The 18,322-nt window shown below is 58.4% G+C and carries 17 protein-coding genes; 13 read left to right on the forward strand and 4 right to left on the reverse strand.

What is annotated here, in order from left to right; all coding sequences use genetic code 11:
- Positions 1 to 2,265, reverse strand: coding sequence for an S-type pyocin domain-containing protein (locus CLM72_RS06830; RefSeq protein ID WP_105225994.1), 2,265 nt, complete (start codon positions 2,263 to 2,265; stop codon positions 1 to 3).
- 531 nt (positions 2,266 to 2,796) lie between these two features.
- Here CLM72_RS06830 and prfB point away from each other — a divergent pair.
- From prfB to CLM72_RS06865, 7 genes are all read left to right on the forward strand, one after another.
- Positions 2,797 to 3,892, forward strand: a protein-coding gene (gene prfB, locus CLM72_RS06835; protein WP_096001736.1) for a peptide chain release factor 2 whose coding sequence is annotated in 2 segments (ribosomal slippage) — positions 2,797 to 2,868 and positions 2,870 to 3,892 — 1,095 coding nt in all. Because the reading frame shifts where the segments join, the coding sequence is not laid out codon by codon here.
- 79 nt (positions 3,893 to 3,971) lie between these two features.
- Positions 3,972 to 5,474: a lysine--tRNA ligase gene (gene lysS / locus CLM72_RS06840; protein ID WP_003189082.1), complete on the forward strand. Its 1,503-nt coding sequence runs from the start codon at positions 3,972 to 3,974 to the stop codon at positions 5,472 to 5,474.
- Between the two features lie 143 nt (positions 5,475 to 5,617).
- Positions 5,618 to 6,334, forward strand: a complete 717-nt coding sequence (locus CLM72_RS06845) for a TetR/AcrR family transcriptional regulator (RefSeq protein WP_105225995.1) — start codon at positions 5,618 to 5,620, stop codon at positions 6,332 to 6,334.
- Positions 6,335 to 6,462: 128 nt separating this feature from the next.
- The gene (locus CLM72_RS06850) at positions 6,463 to 7,740 is read left to right on the forward strand and encodes a flavohemoglobin expression-modulating QEGLA motif protein (RefSeq protein WP_014717201.1); all 1,278 of its coding nucleotides are present in this window, start codon (positions 6,463 to 6,465) and stop codon (positions 7,738 to 7,740) included.
- A gap of 154 nt (positions 7,741 to 7,894) precedes the next feature.
- Entirely contained in the window at positions 7,895 to 8,800 is a 906-nt protein-coding gene (locus tag CLM72_RS06855) for an alpha/beta hydrolase (RefSeq protein ID WP_060764535.1), read from the forward strand.
- A complete protein-coding gene (locus tag CLM72_RS06860; protein ID WP_054917825.1) occupies positions 8,797 to 9,123 on the forward strand; it encodes a hypothetical protein in 327 nt (108 codons plus the stop codon). The genes CLM72_RS06855 and CLM72_RS06860 overlap by 4 nt, the downstream gene beginning before the upstream one ends.
- A 109-nt stretch (positions 9,124 to 9,232) precedes the next feature.
- On the forward strand, positions 9,233 to 9,553 hold the full coding sequence (locus tag CLM72_RS06865) for a hypothetical protein (protein WP_054897116.1): 321 nt from the start codon (positions 9,233 to 9,235) through the stop codon (positions 9,551 to 9,553).
- 292 nt (positions 9,554 to 9,845) lie between these two features.
- Here CLM72_RS06865 and CLM72_RS06875 read toward each other — a convergent pair whose 3' ends face one another.
- From CLM72_RS06875 to CLM72_RS06885, 3 genes are all read right to left on the reverse strand, one after another.
- Complete coding sequence (locus tag CLM72_RS06875; RefSeq protein ID WP_034126516.1) at positions 9,846 to 10,631, reverse strand: OmpA family protein; 786 nt, start codon at positions 10,629 to 10,631, stop codon at positions 9,846 to 9,848.
- 56 nt (positions 10,632 to 10,687) lie between these two features.
- Positions 10,688 to 11,113, reverse strand: coding sequence for a DUF4398 domain-containing protein (locus CLM72_RS06880; protein WP_034126517.1), 426 nt, complete (start codon positions 11,111 to 11,113; stop codon positions 10,688 to 10,690).
- A gap of 283 nt (positions 11,114 to 11,396) precedes the next feature.
- Entirely contained in the window at positions 11,397 to 11,741 is a 345-nt protein-coding gene (locus CLM72_RS06885; protein WP_073522699.1) for a pilin assembly protein, read from the reverse strand.
- Positions 11,742 to 11,938: 197 nt separating this feature from the next.
- Here CLM72_RS06885 and ppc point away from each other — a divergent pair, with 197 nt between their 5' ends.
- The 6 genes from ppc to CLM72_RS06915 all read left to right on the forward strand — a co-directional run bounded on the left by ppc (position 11,939) and on the right by CLM72_RS06915 (position 18,321).
- Entirely contained in the window at positions 11,939 to 14,584 is a 2,646-nt protein-coding gene (gene ppc / locus CLM72_RS06890; RefSeq protein WP_105225996.1) for a phosphoenolpyruvate carboxylase, read from the forward strand.
- A 280-nt stretch (positions 14,585 to 14,864) separates the two neighbouring features.
- Complete coding sequence (gene adk / locus CLM72_RS06895; RefSeq protein WP_003189104.1) at positions 14,865 to 15,512, forward strand: adenylate kinase; 648 nt, start codon at positions 14,865 to 14,867, stop codon at positions 15,510 to 15,512.
- 90 nt (positions 15,513 to 15,602) lie between these two features.
- Entirely contained in the window at positions 15,603 to 16,289 is a 687-nt protein-coding gene (gene tsaB / locus CLM72_RS06900) for a tRNA (adenosine(37)-N6)-threonylcarbamoyltransferase complex dimerization subunit type 1 TsaB (RefSeq protein ID WP_105225997.1), read from the forward strand.
- Between the two features lie 160 nt (positions 16,290 to 16,449).
- On the forward strand, positions 16,450 to 16,752 hold the full coding sequence (locus tag CLM72_RS06905; protein ID WP_034126521.1) for a hypothetical protein: 303 nt from the start codon (positions 16,450 to 16,452) through the stop codon (positions 16,750 to 16,752).
- Positions 16,752 to 17,612: a DUF72 domain-containing protein gene (locus CLM72_RS06910; RefSeq protein WP_105225998.1), complete on the forward strand. Its 861-nt coding sequence runs from the start codon at positions 16,752 to 16,754 to the stop codon at positions 17,610 to 17,612. The genes CLM72_RS06905 and CLM72_RS06910 overlap by 1 nt, the downstream gene beginning before the upstream one ends.
- 10 nt (positions 17,613 to 17,622) lie before the next feature.
- On the forward strand, positions 17,623 to 18,321 hold the full coding sequence (locus CLM72_RS06915; protein ID WP_105225999.1) for an extensin family protein: 699 nt from the start codon (positions 17,623 to 17,625) through the stop codon (positions 18,319 to 18,321).
- Position 18,322: the final 1 nt, after the last annotated feature.

An 18,322-nucleotide genomic window follows, 5' to 3' on the forward strand; every position in this document is an offset into this window, starting at 1 on the left:
TTAGGAACCTCTGTGAATGTCGATATGCTTTTTTGGCGTTAGAATCACGATATTGTCGATGCCGTATACTTCACCGTCAGTAGACACATATTTTTTATGATGAAGCTCAAACCGTATCCGTTTACCCACTGCTTCACTTTTTTTAACAATCGGCGAACGTCCATTTTTCATGGTGGCTAACTCACTAGGTGCAAAATGCTGAGCCAACTCTGAATCTGTAGACACTGCTTTCCAGAAAGCCTCACGAAATGCCTTGAAATTTTTAAACTGCTGGCCTCTCAACTGATCAGCGATTTGCGATGGAATGGGGGCGCCGTCGTCTGTGGTCGCTGCTCCAAGCCAGTTGCCAAACACAGGTTGGCCCATCCCGGTAGCAACTCCCGGATCCTCCCGCCTATCCCTGAACATCACATAGATAGGAGGCAACCCGGAATCTATAGGGAATACGGTTATAAAGTCATCAAAACGTGACTCACGGACTCCTGGAAACGAATCAACTCTGCCAGCAACCGGCGTCACCGTAGCTCCAACGTAAACAGGCGGTTCAGGCTGGTCAACGGGCAGAGTTGTTGAGCTATCCCCGGGGGCAACGATAGGTGTCCAGACCAACGTCCTGGGTGGGACGTCACTTGTCGTGACGGTGTACACCTTCCGCGCTGGATCGTAGGTCGCGGCAACCACCTTGACCTTGGAAGGCACGCTTGTACCGTCGGCAATGACCACAAACACTTCGGAGCGTCCATCCTCCGCCGTCTTTGAACTCATTCGCACTGGCAGGTCGATTGTGCCATTGAGTGCGGTGGTGAGCGTTGACTCGTTGACGTCTGGCAAAAACGTTGAAACCGGGGTACCGAGTGCGTAACGCTCCGCCAGTTCTCCGTTTGCAAGCTTGGGTGAATAGACCAGAGCTGAAACACCGACAAGTAAGCCGCCTGCCGTGCTTGCGACCAACTCCGTCAATGCGGCCACTGCTGACCGAATGGCAGCTTGCAGCGTGATGGTAATCCCTTCTGCTGTAGCGATAGTCCCGACTGAGGTCATGACTATCGCTTGAGTCGCAGCAGCAGTGCCCGACAGTCGATAGGTATTGGCTACTCGTACCGCTTCAATACGCGCCTGGGCCGTTGCTATCTGCTGCGCACGTTCCGCGAGGTCGCTGATTGCATTGGAGGCGTTGGCAAGAAACCGCGCGGACTCTGACTTCAGCACAAAATCATGGTGGCTGAGCCATCTCACCCCAAGCGCGGTGTTCTGCTGCAGATGAATAAGCTGTTTGAGTCCCTCAAGCTCGGGTTTGCTCAGTGGCGGTGTAACCTGTGGGTTGGCTGCGGGATAGTAAATCATTAACCCGTTACGGTTTATGGCTAACGGTGGGTCAATAGGTTTGATCGCAGCCATCGTTTTTTCGATCATTTTGCCCAGCGTGTTTTTGTAACGCATGAGCGTCTGGTCGGGTGTCAATCCAACGACCGAACCGGCAAGAGAGGCGAGTTCCACCTGCAGGTATTCCGGCAGCAACCACACCTGAATTTCCAACTCATCTGCAATGGCCTTCAGATACTCATTGTGTAAATTTGCCCAGCCAGGATCATGTTCGGCTAAATTGGCCTCCAGCGTTTGCCGGGCCTTTGCCAACCCTGAAAGTTTTTTAGTCAGAATGTCTATGGAGAGCGAGAGAGCCTTGAGTTCTTGTGCGGCCCTCCAGACGTTGTCGTAAAGTGTGTAGGTATCGCCCAGATTGTTTATCGGGTCAGAAGAGGCAAGTGTTTCACGTAGCTTTGTATAAGTTAAGTTTTCCATCAGGTAAAAAGGGCTTTGATCATAGAGCCCATAGATGAGTGGCGCAGTGCTGGCGTATTTGGATTTTTTCGCGTCGATGATTTCAAATGCAATTTTTTGATCGAGAATGGCTGAGGCTGTCTCTGTGAGTGCCTGTGAAGCTTTCGCGGCTTGCTGTTTCTCTGCGAGTTCGCGTTCAGTGTCAGTAGTGAGGGTTGCGAACCGTGCGCTGTACTCCGCGTCAATCAAGGATTGATTGTACTTTTGCTCTCCAATGAAATCGGCGGTGGTGCTAGGGAAGTCAAACTGCTTGAAGCGGCTACGGTCTCCTTCACCCCGACGTGGCCCTTCTTGAAGGCCCCAGCCATCTCCACTTCCTACGTAGCCTCCGCCTTCACCACCCCAATAAGTGTTTCGTCTCCCTGCGGTAATTATCGTCGGCTTGAGTTCTAAAGGTTGTCCTGGCTGCCACCCTTGTTGTGCCATAGGGCCTCTCCATTTTTATGAGAGTGATCGTTAGAGTTTGTGCGTCCTGAAGAAAAAAACTCAGGCGCTTTTATCAAACTTATTTGAGAGGGAAGAAAGAAAAAACTGATGGCGTTTTGATTTGATTTTATGCGCGTAGGAGACTCTGTAAGACGGTTCTGAAACTGATGTATTTATATTCTTGTATGTTTATCACTTGAGTCTTGGGATGATTTGGCTAGAAACCTAATTGGTTGTTTTTATTGGAGTGGGTTGGTTTGTGGTCTTTTAGGCAGGCTCTGATTTGGATTTTCAAATTATTTGTATAAACAGATGAACGGTCTGGTTTTAGCGAGTAGTAGGTCGGGTTTTCTAACGCGCGGCATCGTCAATCTATAGGAAATGCTCTGATGGTCGCGTATCCGTCACCGAAGCAAGCGTGACGAGAGGCAAGCGCTGTCTTGGCAGAATCGACCAAGCGGGCTGCCGTTTCCAGCCGTTTGCCGTTATACTCGCCGGCTTTCAAAAGTTCGCCAACGAGTGCTGCCCGCCATGGAAATCAACCCGATCCTTAACACCATCAAGGACCTGTCCGAGCGCTCCGAAACTATTCGGGGGTATCTTTGACTACGATCAAAAGCATGAGCGTCTGACCGAGGTCAATCGCGAGCTTGAAGATCCGAGTGTCTGGAACAAACCTGAATACGCCCAGGAACTGGGGCGCGAGCGCGCTGCGCTGGCACAGATTGTCGATACCCTCGACGAACTGAACACCGGCCTGGGTGATTGCCGCGACCTGCTGGACATGGCCGTCGAAGAAAACGACGAAGGCGCAGTGGGCGATGTTGTCGCCGAGCTGGCCCGTCTCGAGGAAAACCTCGCCAAGCTTGAATTCCGCCGCATGTTCAGCCACGAAATGGACCCGAACAACGCCTACCTGGATATCCAGGCCGGTTCCGGTGGCACCGAAGCCCAGGACTGGGCCAACATCCTGCTGCGCATGTACCTGCGCTGGGCCGACAAGCGCGGTTTCGACGCGACCATCATGGAACTGTCCGCCGGTGAAGTGGCCGGTATCAAGGGTGCGACCGTACACATCAAGGGCGAATACGCCTTTGGCTGGCTGCGCACCGAGATCGGCGTGCACCGCCTGGTGCGCAAGAGCCCGTTCGACTCCGGCAACCGTCGCCACACCTCATTCTCTGCGGTGTTCGTCTCGCCAGAGATCGACGACAAAGTGGAAATCGAGATCAACCCGGCCGACCTGCGGATCGACACCTACCGTTCCTCCGGCGCCGGTGGTCAGCACGTAAACACCACTGACTCGGCCGTACGTATCACCCACGTACCGACCAACACCGTGGTCAGCTGCCAGAACGAACGTTCCCAGCACGCCAACAAGGACACCGCCATGAAAATGCTGCGGGCCAAGTTGTACGAGCAGGAAATGCAGAAGCGCAACGCCGCTTCCCAGGCGCTGGAAGACACCAAGTCGGATATCGGCTGGGGCCACCAGATCCGTTCGTACGTGCTCGATGCCTCGCGGATCAAGGATCTGCGCACTAACATCGAACGCAGCGACTGCGACAAGGTACTCGACGGCGATATCGACGAATACCTGGAAGCCAGCCTGAAATCCGGCCTCTAATACCCTCTGTGGGAGCGGGCTTGCCCGCGATCCCCCGCCGAAGGCTGGGGGCAACGAACCTGATGGAATATTTAAAGACATGAGCGACCAACAACTCGACCCGCAAGCCCTGCAACAGGAAGAAAACTCCCTGATCGCCCTGCGCAAGGAAAAGCTTGCTGCCGAGCGCGCCAAGGGTAACGCCTTCCCCAACGACTTCCGTCGCGACAACTACTGCGATGCCTTGCAGAAGCAATACGCGGACAAGACCAAGGAAGAACTGGCAGAGGCTGCGATCCCGGTCAAGGTGGCAGGTCGCATCATGCTCAACCGTGGCTCGTTCATGGTGATCCAGGACATGACCGGTCGCATCCAGGTCTACGTCAACCGCAAGACCCTGTCCGAAGAAACCCTGGCCTCGGTGAAAACCTGGGACATGGGCGACATCATCGCCGCCGAAGGCACCCTGGCCCGTTCCGGCAAGGGCGACCTGTACGTCGAGATGACCAATGTACGCCTGCTGACCAAGTCCCTGCGCCCGCTGCCAGACAAGCACCACGGCCTGACCGACACCGAACAGCGCTATCGCCAGCGCTACGTTGACCTGATCGTCAACGAAGACGTGCGCCAGACCTTCCGCGTACGCTCGCAAGTCATTGCCCACATCCGCAGCTTCCTGATGCAGCGTGACTTCCTGGAAGTGGAAACCCCGATGCTGCAGACCATCCCGGGTGGTGCCGCAGCCAAGCCGTTCGAGACCCACCACAACGCGCTGGACATGGAAATGTTCCTGCGTATCGCGCCGGAGCTGTACCTCAAGCGCTTGGTCGTGGGCGGCTTTGAAAAGGTGTTCGAGATCAACCGCAACTTCCGTAACGAAGGCGTCTCGACCCGTCACAACCCTGAATTCACCATGTTGGAGTTCTACCAGGCCTATGCCGACTACGAAGACAACATGGACCTGACCGAAGAGCTGTTCCGCGAGCTGGCACAGCTGGTGCTGGGCAGCACAGACGTGCCGTACGGCGACAAGGTGTTCCACTTTGGCGAGCCATTCGTGCGCCTGTCGGTGTTCGACTCGATCCTCAAGTACAACCCCGAGCTGACCGCTGACGACCTCAACGACATCGACAAGGCCCGTGCCATTGCCAAGAAAGCCGGCGCCAAGGTGCTGGGCTTCGAAGGCCTGGGCAAGCTGCAGGTGATGATTTTCGAAGAACTGGTGGAGCACAAGCTGGAACAGCCGCACTTCATTACCCAATACCCGTTCGAAGTGTCGCCGCTGGCCCGTCGCAACGACGACAACCCGAACGTCACCGACCGTTTCGAGCTGTTCATCGGTGGCCGCGAAATCGCCAACGCCTATTCCGAGCTTAACGACGCGGAAGACCAGGCCGAGCGCTTCATGGCCCAGGTGGCCGACAAGGACGCCGGTGACGACGAAGCCATGCACTACGATGCCGACTTCGTTCGGGCCCTGGAGTACGGCATGCCGCCGACTGCCGGTGAAGGTATCGGCATTGACCGTTTGGTGATGTTGTTGACCAACTCGCCGTCGATCCGCGACGTGATCCTGTTCCCGCACATGCGGCCACAAGCGTAACCGTAGCGAAATCCGAAGCCGCCTTTTATAAGGCGGCTTTTTTATGTGGCCTGTTCAAGTGGTGCTCGTCAGTGATCGTTCCCACGCTCCGCGTGGGAGTGCACTCTGTGACGCTCCGCGTCACCTCTAAAGGAAGAAGTGTGGTGAACCGCATAATGGCTAAAGAAGGTGCCGCCGGCATTGCTGCTGCCGTGGCTGAAAGCGTTCAGTACCAGGGCCGCAAGGCCAGTCGGCGGGGCAGCGAGCAGCGCCGGCAAGACATTCTCGATGCGGCCATGCGTATCGTCGTGCGCGATGGCGTGCGGGCCGTACGTCATCGGGCAGTGGCGGCAGAGGCGGGGGTCCCGCTGTCGGCCACCACCTATTACTTCAAAGACATCGACGACCTGCTCACCGACACCTTCGCCCAATACGTGGAGCGCAGCGCCGCTTTCATGGGCAAGCTGTGGGTGCGCAACGAAGGCCTGTTGCGCGAGATGGTCGCCTATGGTGACGGCAGCCCGCAGTCGCGCTCGCAACTGGCCGATGATATCGCCCGCCTGACCGCCGACTATGTGCTGCGCCAGCTGACCAACCGCCGCGAATACCTGATGGCCGAGCAGGCTTTTCGCCAGGAAGCCCTGCTCAACCCGCGCCTGGCCGAACTGGTACGCTCCCACCAACAGATCCTGTTGCAGGGCACCGGGCAGTTTTTCCAGGTATTGGGTTCCCGTGAGCCGCAGCAGGATGCCAAGGTGTTGACGGCTATCATCAGTCGGATGGAATATCAGGGCCTGTTGGGCGGCGCAGAGCCTTTGACGGGTGACGAGATGCTTGAAATCCTCAAGCGTCACATGCACCTGGTATTGGCCTCGGCCTAGCCCTGTGCGCAGTCTGCTTTGGGTGGGGGCAGGCAAGCCAGCTCCTACCTCTGATGGGCCTGCTGCTCAGATGTGAAGCCGTGCGCTAACTGCGCGTGGGCCAATAACGTTTAAAGAGGAAGCACCGGGTGGACGATTACCAGCAGACGATACGCACCTTGTCCGATCGCATTGTGCTGGCGCAAACACCGATCCGCGTCCTTGATGCGGTGAAATGGGACGAGAACATTCGTCAGGGATTTCTCAAGGCCAAGGGCAAGGCGATGCCTGCCGTAGACCGTGATTACTACCTGAACCGGCCGCTGTCGTTCGATTCCAGTGCGGTGAAGCTGGAGTTTCAGAACATCGAGCGCGACATCACCCGTCGCCTTGGACAATTCAGCCCGGTGGGGCAGATCATGCGGCGCATGTGCCGCGAATACCGCATGGTGGTGCGCATGCTTGAAGCGCGCGGCACCGAGGACTTCGGTCTGATTTCCCAAGAGCTGTACGGCGCCGCCTCCGATGCGTTCCACGCCGGCGACCCGACCCTGGCCGACCTTGGCCTGATGCTCTCCGACTACCTCAACAACATCGACGGTAGGGGTGACCTCAAGGACGAAGCCAAGACCCTCACCGCCAAAGATGCGGTCAGCCTGCTGCAAACCCGCCTGAACAAAGTGTTTGGCGAAGCGGAGGAGACCATCCGCGTATTCGAGTCCGATGGCATTGTCGCCGACGCAGCGGCGGGCGCTGACTACATCAAGATCCGCGCCGATGCGATGTTTAACGACCGCGACGTCCGCGCCCTCGAAGTGCATGAAGGGCTGGTGCATGTGGGCACCACCCTCAACGGCCAGAACCAGCCGATCTGCACGTTTCTGTCCAAGGGCCCGCCGTCGTCCACGGTCACCCAGGAAGGCCTGGCGATCCTGATGGAAATCATCACGTTTGCCTCCTACCCCAGCCGCCTGCGCAAGCTCACCAACCGGACCCGCGCCATCCATATGGTGGAGGAGGGTGCCGACTTCCTGCAGGTGTTCGAGTTCTTCCGCGAGCAAGGCTTTGAAATGGCCGAAAGCTATGGGAATGCTAGCCGGGTATTCCGTGGTTCGGTGCCCACCGGCCTGCCATTTACCAAGGATTTGTCCTACCTCAAGGGCTTTATCATGGTCTACAACTATATTCAGCTCGCCGTGCGCAAAGGCAAGCTGGAACAGGTGCCGCTGCTGTTCTGCGGCAAGACCACCCTTGAAGACATGCGTACCCTGCGCCAATTGGTCGACGAAGGCCTGGTGGTGCCGCCCAAGTACCTGCCGGAGCAGTTCCGTGACATGAACGCACTGGCGGCCTGGATGTGCTTCTCCAACTTCCTCAACCACTTGAGCCTGGACCGGATTGAAGCGGATTACTCCAATATCCTGTAACTGACGAAACCGAATCAAAAAATGTGGGAGCTGGCTTGCCTGCGATAGCGCTGGGTCAGCCAGCACTCAGTCACTGATAGACCGCTATCGCAGGCAAGCCAGCTCCCACATTTGATCTTTACTGGTCTTCAGAACTTTCGCGAGGTTTCAACGGATGAGAATCCTCGGCATTTTATGCCTGCTACTCACATTGAACGGCTGCAGCTCCTTGCTGTTCTACCCCGAGCCCGGCCTACCCTTCACCCCGGAAAAAGCCCACCTGCAATACCGCGACGTCACGCTCACCACCGCAGATGGCGTGAAATTGCATGCCTGGTGGCTGCCGGCCAAACCCGGTGTCCCGCTCAAGGGCACAGTCCTGCATTTGCACGGCAACGGCGGCAACCTCGCCTGGCACCTGGGGGGCAGTTGGTGGTTGCCGGAGCAGGGTTATCAAGTGCTGTTGCTGGACTATCGCGGCTATGGGCTGTCGGAAGGCAAGCCGTCGTTGCCGGCGATCTACCAGGATATCGACGCCGCATTCGGCTGGATCGACAAGGCGCCTGAAACCCAGGGTCAACCGCTGGTTATTCTCGGCCAAAGCCTGGGCGGTGCACTGGCGGTGCATTACCTGGCAGCCCACCCGGAGCGTCAAGCCCAACTAAAAGCCTTGGTACTGGACGGCGTGCCAGCCAGTTATCGTGACGTAGGACAATTCGCCCTGAGCACTTCCTGGTTAACCTGGCCGTTGCAGGTGCCGCTGTCGTGGCTGGTGCCCGACGCCGACAGTGCGATCAATGCCATGCCCCGGTTGACCGGCGTGCCCAAGCTGCTGTTCCACAGCCTGGATGACCCGATTGTGCCTGTGGCCAATGGCATCCGCCTGTATCAAGCGGCGCCACCGCCCAGGGTGTTGCAACTGACCCGTGGCGGCCATGTGCAGACCTTTGCCGACAAAACCTGGCAGACCGTCATGCTGCGTTATCTGGACGACCCTCAGCACTTCAACGGCTTGCGCCGCCTGGGGGAAATTCCGAATTACCCTATTCCTAAAGTTGACTCATCAGAGAGCCCGCAATGAGCGAAGAACGCAACATGATCCCGCTGATCCTCACCGGCATCGGTACCATCATCGGCACCGTTGGCTGCCTGTGGTACTACGGCTACCTGCACTTCGCCAAGCCGGAAGATGCGTTGCTGCTCAGCGATTTCACCATGCTCAAGACCATACCGGGCGAAGATTACAAAGTGTCCCTGACCCCGGCCGCGCAAGTGGCGCAGTGTGTTGACGGCGTGTTGGTGATGTTTGATACCGAGCAGAAAGGCTTGAGCGGCGTGCTGGTGAACAACAAGAAGCAGGCCGTGCGTTGTATAGGTCAAGAAACGCCGAAACTGGAACAGTAGGACAGGCAGTGTGGGGAAAGCTGGAACCATTTTGAGTGAGTTGCCACTGATTTGGGACCGAGCAGCAACGCTGATTCGGTTAACTCTTTAACTTGATTTGGAGTCACATATGTCTATAAGTGGAGTTGGTCCTTCCCAAGGTGGTTTTGGCGCTCAAGATGCAGGTCAACAATCCGGTGACGTGGGCAGCCTCAAGAAAGAGATTGAGGATCTGAAGAAGCAAATAGGTCAGATGCAATCTCAAGGTGCCGGTGGTTCAGAGGGCGGTGGCGGTTCGGGAGGCGCTGTGGATGACCTTAAAAAACTGCTGAAAGAACTCGAGGAAAAGCTTAAAGCTATGGAAGGCCAAGAGGGTAAAGGCGCTGATGGCGAAGGCAGCAAGCCTGGTGGCGAAGGTAGCGCAAAGATTTCCATTGATTTCCAGCAGTAACATGAATAACGGGAACCGTCTTGCGTCAGAAGCCACAAAAGCGTCATGACTCATAAAGATTGGGGCCGAGACAGTGGCGATTACTATTGCTGCGATACGCAATATGTTGAACATGGCGAGAGGGCATGAAGAACTGGAACGCAAAGTTGCCCAGACGCATGAGCTTAGCCAACTGATGGACAAGCTATCGAGCGCGAAGATAGAAATGCCGCTCGAAGATACACATCGTCCAGTCGGGTTCGACGAACCCAAAAAAAACCCACCGTAAGGTGGGTTTTTTATCCAGCATCAATCAGTTAGCAACGGAAGACCGTGGCTTGACCGGCTGGTTGTCGTTGGAAATGGTCACTTCCACGCGACGGTTCATGGCGCGGCCGGAGACGCTGCCGTTATCGGCAACCGGGTATTCCTTGCCATAACCCTGGGTCACGATACGCGAGATATCCACGCCTTGTTGAGCCAGTGCACGCTGAACAGAAGCGGCACGACGCTCAGACAGGCTCTGGTTGTACGAGTCGGAACCGGTGCTGTCGGTGTAGCCTTCGACGATCACTTTACGGTCTGGGTTATCGCGCAGGAACTGAGCCAGCTTGGTGATGTTCACCAGGCCGCTGGATTTCAGATCGGACTTGTTGGTGGCGAACAGTACGTCACCGAAAGTCACCAGGGTGCCGCGATCGGTTTGTTTGGCGTTCAAGCTGTTTTGCAGTTGCTTGATTTGTGCGTCACGAGCGTCCAGCAGGGCGCGGGCACGTTCGTCACCAGCGTTTTTCAGCTTGGCTTCGGATTCGCGCAGGACGATGGTGTCCTTGGCCACTTCAACGCGCTGGTTGGTCAGGTAGGCCAACTGGTCGACTTTCTTCTCGTCTTCCTTGTCGCGGTAGGCCTTGTCAGCCTTGTCCAGCCATTCGCTGGCGTCTTTGGTTTCCAGCGCCGCCAGCTTGGTGGCTTGCGGGTTGGTTTGCAGGGACGAGAAATTGGTCCGCGCATTTTCCAGGTTCGCGTTCGGCGGGGTGGAGCAGGCCGCCAAGGCAACGCTCATCGCCAGCAGGGCAGGGATCATCAATTGTTTACGCATAGTCGTGTCGTCCTTTCAATTCGATATCAGGTGCGATGCAGTCAAGGGGCTGCGGCTTACTTCTGCATGATTGCAGCTGGGCGCATGCCTTCCTTACGCAGTTCTTCAACAGCCTTCTGGGAATCCTTCACAGCCTGTTGAGCCTTGGCAGCCTGGGCCTTACGCTCAGCGACGCGGGCATCCCACTCGGCTTGTTCAGCCAATTGGCGAGCCTTGTCGTAGTTCTTGTCGTGCATGGCAATCTCAGCTTCTTTGAGCTTGTCCTGGGCCGACTTCATTTCCACCGCCGCATACTCGGTACCGCCGGCGCTGACTGCGCTGTTGACGGCCGATTGGGTTACGGCGTACTGCTCGGTTGGAGGGTTGCCGGCGCAGCCAGCCAGAACGAAGCTGGTGCCGATTGCCAGCGCGGCCAATTTGAGCCCGCGCAGGTGGTTAAACGAGGATTTGGCAGTGCTGGTGTTCATCGTCTTCAACTCCATTGGATAACTCCTGAAAAACATCAAAATCCATCGGGGCGTATCGATTTCGGGCCCGTCGGTAAAGCACATGGCGTCCGTTCAAACGATCGTTCCACAAGTGATGGCTACTGGCTGTGACCGGAGGCTTTTTTCAAAAGTTCAGCGGATATGGCGATTTGCCTAAAAAAATATCTGACTGATTGGTCAGTGTTTGAAAAATGGAACTTTCGCGGTGCGCAGCGGTACCTCCGGACCTGTAAAAGGCCCGGAATATGTGGGTTTAATTGACGTCAATAAATGTTTATCAGTGTTTTTGTTCGTCAGTGCCGGCCGACAAATCATGTAAGTGGCGACGGGATAAAGTAAGAAAGCGTGGCGTGGGGCCGACGTCTTCATACAGCGGGTCACCCTCTTCGTCGGTGGCAATTACCTGCTGGCCCTGGATGTAGGGAAAGCTGGCTTCCAGCTCTTCAAGGGCGGCACCGATCAACTCGCCGAGCAGTTCTTCGACGTGGCGCTTGGGGTACATCTCGGCAATGGCCGCCAGCCGTGCAGCGGCTTCTACATCCAGATGAATGGCGTACTCAGTCTTGGTCAAACGACCCTTGGCGGTTTCTTCCCAATGCTGGGCCAGTTCTCGAATTTTCATGGCTACCTCAATAAAGCCTGCGATGGCAGGCGGTGATGAGTGACCAGCCGCCTGCGTGGATGACGCGGCGACTCACCGTTGAGACTAGCTGCAAGCGCCAAGGTTTAAAGTCGTTTGCGTTCGGCCTTGTCAGAAACCGACGTCGGCGGCACTCTGAAGCACCTGCGCGTCCCGGATTTCTGGCTGGAGATTGGCTGATGAGTGATATCGATGCACGCTTGCGTGAGGATGTTCACCTGCTGGGTGAGCTGTTGGGCAACACCATTCGAGAGCAGTACGGCGAGGCTTTCCTCGAAAAGATCGAGCAGATCCGCAAAGGCGCCAAGGCCGACCGTCGCGGAGCCGTTTCAGAGAAAGCCGCTGGCGATGAGTTGAGCGCCAGCCTCAATCAGCTGCAGGAGGACGAACTGCTGCCGGTGGCCCGAGCCTTCAACCAGTTCCTCAACCTGGCCAACATTGCCGAACAATATCAATTGATTCATCGGCGCGATGAATCGCAACCCGCGCCGTTCGAATCCCGGGTTTTGCCGGAGTTGCTGGCCCGTCTGCAAAGCGAAGGTCACAGCAATGAATCCCTGGCCCGGCAGTTGGCGCGGCTGGACATCGAGCTGGTGCTCACCGCCCACCCCACCGAAGTGGCCCGCCGCACGCTGATCCAGAAGTACGATGCCATTGCTGCGCAACTGGCCTTGCAGGATCACCGCGACCTCACCACCGCCGAGCGCGAGCAGATTCGCGAGCGCTTGCAACGCTTGATCGCCGAAGCCTGGCACACCGAAGAAATCCGTCGAGTGCGGCCCACCCCGGTGGACGAAGCCAAATGGGGCTTTGCGGTGATCGAGCATTCGCTGTGGCACGCCATCCCCAATTACCTGCGCAAGGCCGACCAGGCCCTGCACGCCGCTACCGGCCTGCGCCTGCCCTTGGAGGCTGCGCCGATTCGCTTTGCTTCGTGGATGGGCGGCGACCGTGACGGCAACCCGAACGTCACCGCGCCGGTCACCCGCGAAGTGCTGTTGCTGGCGCGTTGGATGGCGGCGGATTTGTACCTGCGTGACATTGATCAACTGGCCTCAGAGCTGTCGATGCAACAGGCCAGCCCGGCGTTGCAAGCCAAAGTAGGCGACAGCGTCGAACCTTATCGTGCCTTGCTCAAGCAACTGCGTGAACGCCTGCGCGCCACGCGCCAGTGGGCCCACACCTCGTTGACCAGCACCACCCCGGCGCCGGCCGAGGTGTTGCAGAACAACCGCGACCTGCTGGACCCGCTACAACTGTGCTACCAGTCCCTGCACGAATGCGGCATGGGCGTGATCGCCGATGGCCCGCTGCTCGACTGCCTGCGCCGTGCCGTGACGTTCGGCCTGTTCCTGGTGCGCCTGGATGTGCGCCAGGACTCCAGCCGTCACTCGGCGGCCATGACCGAAATCACCGATTACCTGGGTCTGGGGCGTTATGAAGACTGGGATGAGGATGCGCGTATCAGTTTCCTCACCCAGGAACTGACCAATCGGCGGCCCTTGCTGCCGGGTTACTTCAGACCCTCGGCGGACACTGCCGAGGTGCTCAATACCTGCAAGGAAATCGCCGCCGCACCAGCCGCATCATTAGGTTCGTATGTCATCTCCATGGCCGGCGCCGCGTCGGATGTGCTGGCGGTGCAACTGCTGTTGAAGGAATCCGGCGTACAGCGGCCAATGCGCGTAGTGCCATTGTTCGAGACCCTGGCCGACCTGGACAACGCCGGGCCGGTGATGGAGCGCCTGTTGCAACTGCCGGGTTACCGCGCGCGCTTGCAGGGCCCGCAGGAAGTGATGATTGGCTACTCGGACTCGGCCAAGGACGCCGGCACCACGGCCGCCGCCTGGGCACAGTACCGCGCCCAGGAGCGCCTGGTGGATATCTGCCGCGAGCAACAGGTGGAGCTGTTGTTGTTCCACGGTCGCGGCGGCACCGTTGGCCGTGGCGGTGGCCCGGCGCACGCTGCCATCCTGTCGCAGCCACCGGGCTCGGTAGCGGGGCGGTTCCGCACCACTGAGCAGGGAGAGATGATTCGCTTCAAATTCGGCCTGCCGGATATCGCTGAGCAGAACCTCAATCTCTACCTGGCCGCGGTACTGGAAGCGACCCTGTTGCCGCCGCCGCCTCCCGAGCCTGCCTGGCGTCATCTGATGGACGAACTGGCGGCAGACGGTGTCAGTGCTTACCGGGCCGTCGTGCGCGAAAATCCGCAGTTCGTCGAGTACTTCCGCCAGTCCACGCCGGAGCAGGAATTGGGCCGTTTGCCTCTGGGCAGTCGCCCGGCCAAGCGTCGTGCGGGCGGGATTGAGAGCTTGCGCGCCATCCCATGGATCTTTGGCTGGACCCAGACGCGCCTGATGCTGCCCGCCTGGCTCGGCTGGGAAGCGGCACTGAGCAAGGCGCTGGAGCGCGGTGAAGGTCAATTGCTGGGGCAGATGCGCGAGCAGTGGCCGTTCTTTCGCACGCGCATCGACATGCTGGAAATGGTCCTGGCCAAGGCTGATGCCGATATCGCCCGTCTTTATGATGAGCGCCTGGTGCAGCCGGACCTGCTGGCATTGGGTGCGCACTTACGCGACCTATTGTCGCAGGCGTGTGACGTGGTGCTTGGCCTGACCGGCCAGTCGCAGCTGCTGGCCCATAGCCCCGACACCCTGGAGTTCATCCGCCTGCGCAACACCTACCTCGACCCCTTGCACCTGTTGCAGGCCGAGTTGCTGGCACGTTCCCGTCAGCAGGAGGCTGCCCAAGACAGCCCTCTGGAACAGGCGCTGCTGGTGTCCGTGGCCGGTATCGCGGCCGGTTTGCGCAACACCGGCTGAGGTTTTTTGCGTGTACTCAATGGCTTGCGGATAAACCGCGACGACCGCCCGGAAACGGGCGGTCGTCGTTTGAGGGGGTGGGTTGCGCTCAGGCACACCCTGGCGCTGACGCAGGTGAGGCGCGGGTTTCTCCTACTTTTGGCGGCTTGTATGGTGAGGGCCCGCTGTGTATCTTGATCAGCCTTTGGCCGTTTGATCGGCCTAGAACCACATTTTTACGAGATTGGCCCCACGCGGCGAATCCGAGCGTCATCTCTATAAAAAATTGAGGAGCACATCGATGCGCGTCATTCTGCTGGGAGCTCCCGGGGCCGGTAAAGGTACTCAGGCAAAGTTCATCACTGAAAAATTCGGCATTCCACAAATCTCCACCGGCGACATGCTGCGTGCGGCCGTCAAGGCTGGCACCGAACTGGGCCTGATCGCCAAGAGCGTGATGGACAGCGGCGGCCTGGTCTCCGATGACCTGATCATCAACCTGGTCAAGGAACGCATCAGCCAGGAAGACTGCAAGAACGGTTTCCTGTTCGACGGCTTCCCACGCACCATTCCCCAGGCTGAAGCCTTGGTGAAGGCGGGCGTGGAGTTGGACGCCGTGGTCGAAATCGCGGTTGAAGACGAAGAGATCGTCCAGCGTATCGCTGGCCGTCGTGTTCACGAAGGCTCTGGCCGCGTGTACCACATCGTCTACAACCCGCCGAAAGTGGAAGGCAAGGACGATGTCACCGGCGAAGACCTGGTGCAGCGTAAAGACGACACCGAAGAAACCGTGCGTCATCGTCTGTCGGTCTACCATTCCCAGACCAAGCCCCTGGTGGACTTCTACCAGAAGCTGTCCGCAGCCCAGGGCAAGCCGAAATACAGCCACATTCCTGGTGTGGGCTCGGTAGAGGCCATCACCGCCAAGGTGCTGCAAGCACTGAGCTGATCCGTTGATCGGCGGCACAGACAACGGCCCGCTTGCGGGTCGTTGTTGTTTATACTGGCGCACTTTTTTCCGACTTGGACACCCACACCGATGAGCACCCTGCTGGCCCTGGACACCGCGACTGAAGCTTGCTCCGTTGCCTTGCTGCACGATGGCAAGGTCACGAGCCACTACGAGGTGATCCCGCGCCTGCACGCGCAGAAATTGTTGCCGATGATCAAGCAATTGCTTGAAGACGCTGGTACCACCCTGGCTGCCGTGGATGCCATCGCGTTTGGCCGTGGCCCAGGTGCATTCACTGGCGTGCGCATTGCCATTGGCGTGGTGCAGGGCCTGGCCTTTGCGCTGGAGCGCCCGGTGCTGCCGGTGTCCAACCTGGCGGTACTGGCCCAGCGCGCGTTGCGTGAGCACGGGGCGTCGCAAGTGGCAGCGGCAATTGATGCGCGCATGGATGAAGTTTACTGGGGTTGCTACCGTGAGACCGCAGGCGAAATGCGCCTGGTCAGTGCGGAAGCGGTGCTGGCCCCCGAAGCGGCGCAGTTGCCCGCTGACGCCAGCGGCGATTGGTTCGGTGCCGGCACGGGTTGGGGTTATGGCGAACGCATCAAGGTGACGTGTGCCGAGCAGGACGCGGCGATGTTGCCACACGCCGAAGACCTGCTGGCGTTGGCACGTTTCGCATTCGAGCGCGGCGAGGCGATTGCGGCGGACCAGGCAGCACCGGTGTACCTGCGCGATAAAGTCGCGCAGACCAAGGCCGAACGCGGGATTATTTGACGCCAAAAATGTGGGTGTTACGCGGCAAATTTCGCCAATCGTCAGAATTTGCCTGGGTTTTTAAACCTTTTACAAATTATGTGTTCTAGTTATCACCAGAGCATTTGCGCGCCATGGAAAGTGCCGCTAAATTGCCATCATTGATACCGAGTCTGCATGTATGCGTATAGACGGTTTTTCCTCACAGTCGTACCCCCTCAAGCGTAAGCCGCGCAAGGCGAGCGTGACGGTAGACGAGTCCGTCGAGGATTCACCGGACTTCATCGAAGTACACACCGATACGCCTTCCAAAGCTCAAGGCGCCTCGAGCGCACGCATCAGCGGCGTTCCTGCCCGTCAGCAAGACATGGTCTTTCCCCGTTCCATGAGCAAAAGCGTTGCCACCGCCTTGGCCAGCTACCTGACCACCGCCGGCTTTGTCGAATGGGATATGGAAGTGCTGGGTCTCGATATCCATATCTGATGCGTTTGCCTTATTACATCGGCTGCCCGTCCTGGAGTGAAAACGCCTGGCGCGAGTACCTGTATCCCGCTGAGGCACGTTCCAGCGATTACCTCGGGCTCTATTCCCAGGTCTTCAACGCCGTTGAAGGCAACACTACTTTCTATGCTCGCCCCTCGGCCGCTACCGTACAGCGCTGGGCCGAAATCATGCCTGATGATTTTCGCTTCACCGCCAAATTCCCCGGCGATATCAGCCATGCTGGCGATTTGCGTGAACAGTTGCCGGCGGCAGAAAGTTTTGTCGGCTTGATGAGCCCTTTGGGTGAGCGCGTTTCACCGCTGTGGCTGCAGCTCTCGAAGAGCTTTACGCCGCCACGCCTGGCGGAGCTGGCTGGTTTTCTCGATGGCATTGATCGGCCGCTGGCCGTGGAGGTGCGTCATGAACAGTTCTTCGCCAAAGGTGATGCTGAGCGCATGCTCAACCGCCTGTTGCGCGATCGCGGTGTCGAGCGCATCTGCCTCGATCCACGTGCCCTGTTCAGTTGTACCTCTACCTCGGAAGCGGTGCTGCATGCCCAGTCCAAAAAGCCCCGGGTGCCACCGCGCCCAGCGGCCCTGACGCAGTTTCCCCAGGTGCGCTTCATCGGGCATCCGGACCTTGAGGCCAATGACCCGTTCCTGATTCCATGGGTGGAAAAGATCGCCAGTTGGATCGAAGAGGGCCGCACGCCCTATATGTTCCTGCACACGTCGGACAATCGTCTCGCGGCACAACTGGCGCTGCGCTTCCACGCCAAGCTGATGGTGCGCCTGCCAGGGCTACCGCCGCTGCCTGCCTTGCATCGAGAACCCGTGGCGGAGCAGCTCGGGCTACTTTGAGGGTTGAGCCGTGGGTGTGGTCAAGACATTGAGTGTGTTGCTGGTGCTGGTGGGCGCAGTTGCGGTGGCTGTCTGGCGGGGTTGGGTGCCGATGCCGGCCGCGTGGAACCCGTGGGCGCCCTTGGATGTGCGGGCCAGCCCCAACCTGTTGACGCGCTACAAGCTCAGTCGTTTGCAGGACGATCCGGCGCTGTGTGACCAGGTGTTGAACACTTCTGGTCTTCGCGTGAGCCGCCAGGCCGATACACCGACTGATACGGCGTGCCCCTTGCGCAATATTCTGCGTGTGCAGGGCGCTGACGTGGCCTTGAGCAGCAGCTTTCTCGCCAGTTGCCCGCTGGCGGTGGCGTTCGCCTTGTTCGAGCGCCATAGCCTGCAACCGGCGGCCCAGGCCGTGTTTGGCCAAGCGGTGAGCCGCGTCGAGCATTTGGGCAGTTTTGCCTGCCGTAATATCTACAATCGCGCCGACGGGAGGCTCAGCCAGCACGCCTCGGCCAATGCCCTGGATATCGCCGGTTTTCGCCTGGCGGATGGGCGCAGCATCAGCGTGCTCAGGGATTGGCCGGGGCAGGGCGACAGTGCGCGTTTCCTGCGTTTGGTACGCGATGGCGCCTGTGATGATTTCAACGTGGTGTTGAGCCCGGACTACAACGCGGCTCATCGCAACCATTTCCATCTGGACATGGGGCGTTGGTGGGTGTGTCGCTAGG

The organism is Pseudomonas sp. MYb193 (assembly GCF_002966775.1).
GTDB classification, from domain to species: domain Bacteria; phylum Pseudomonadota; class Gammaproteobacteria; order Pseudomonadales; family Pseudomonadaceae; genus Aquipseudomonas; species Aquipseudomonas paracarnis.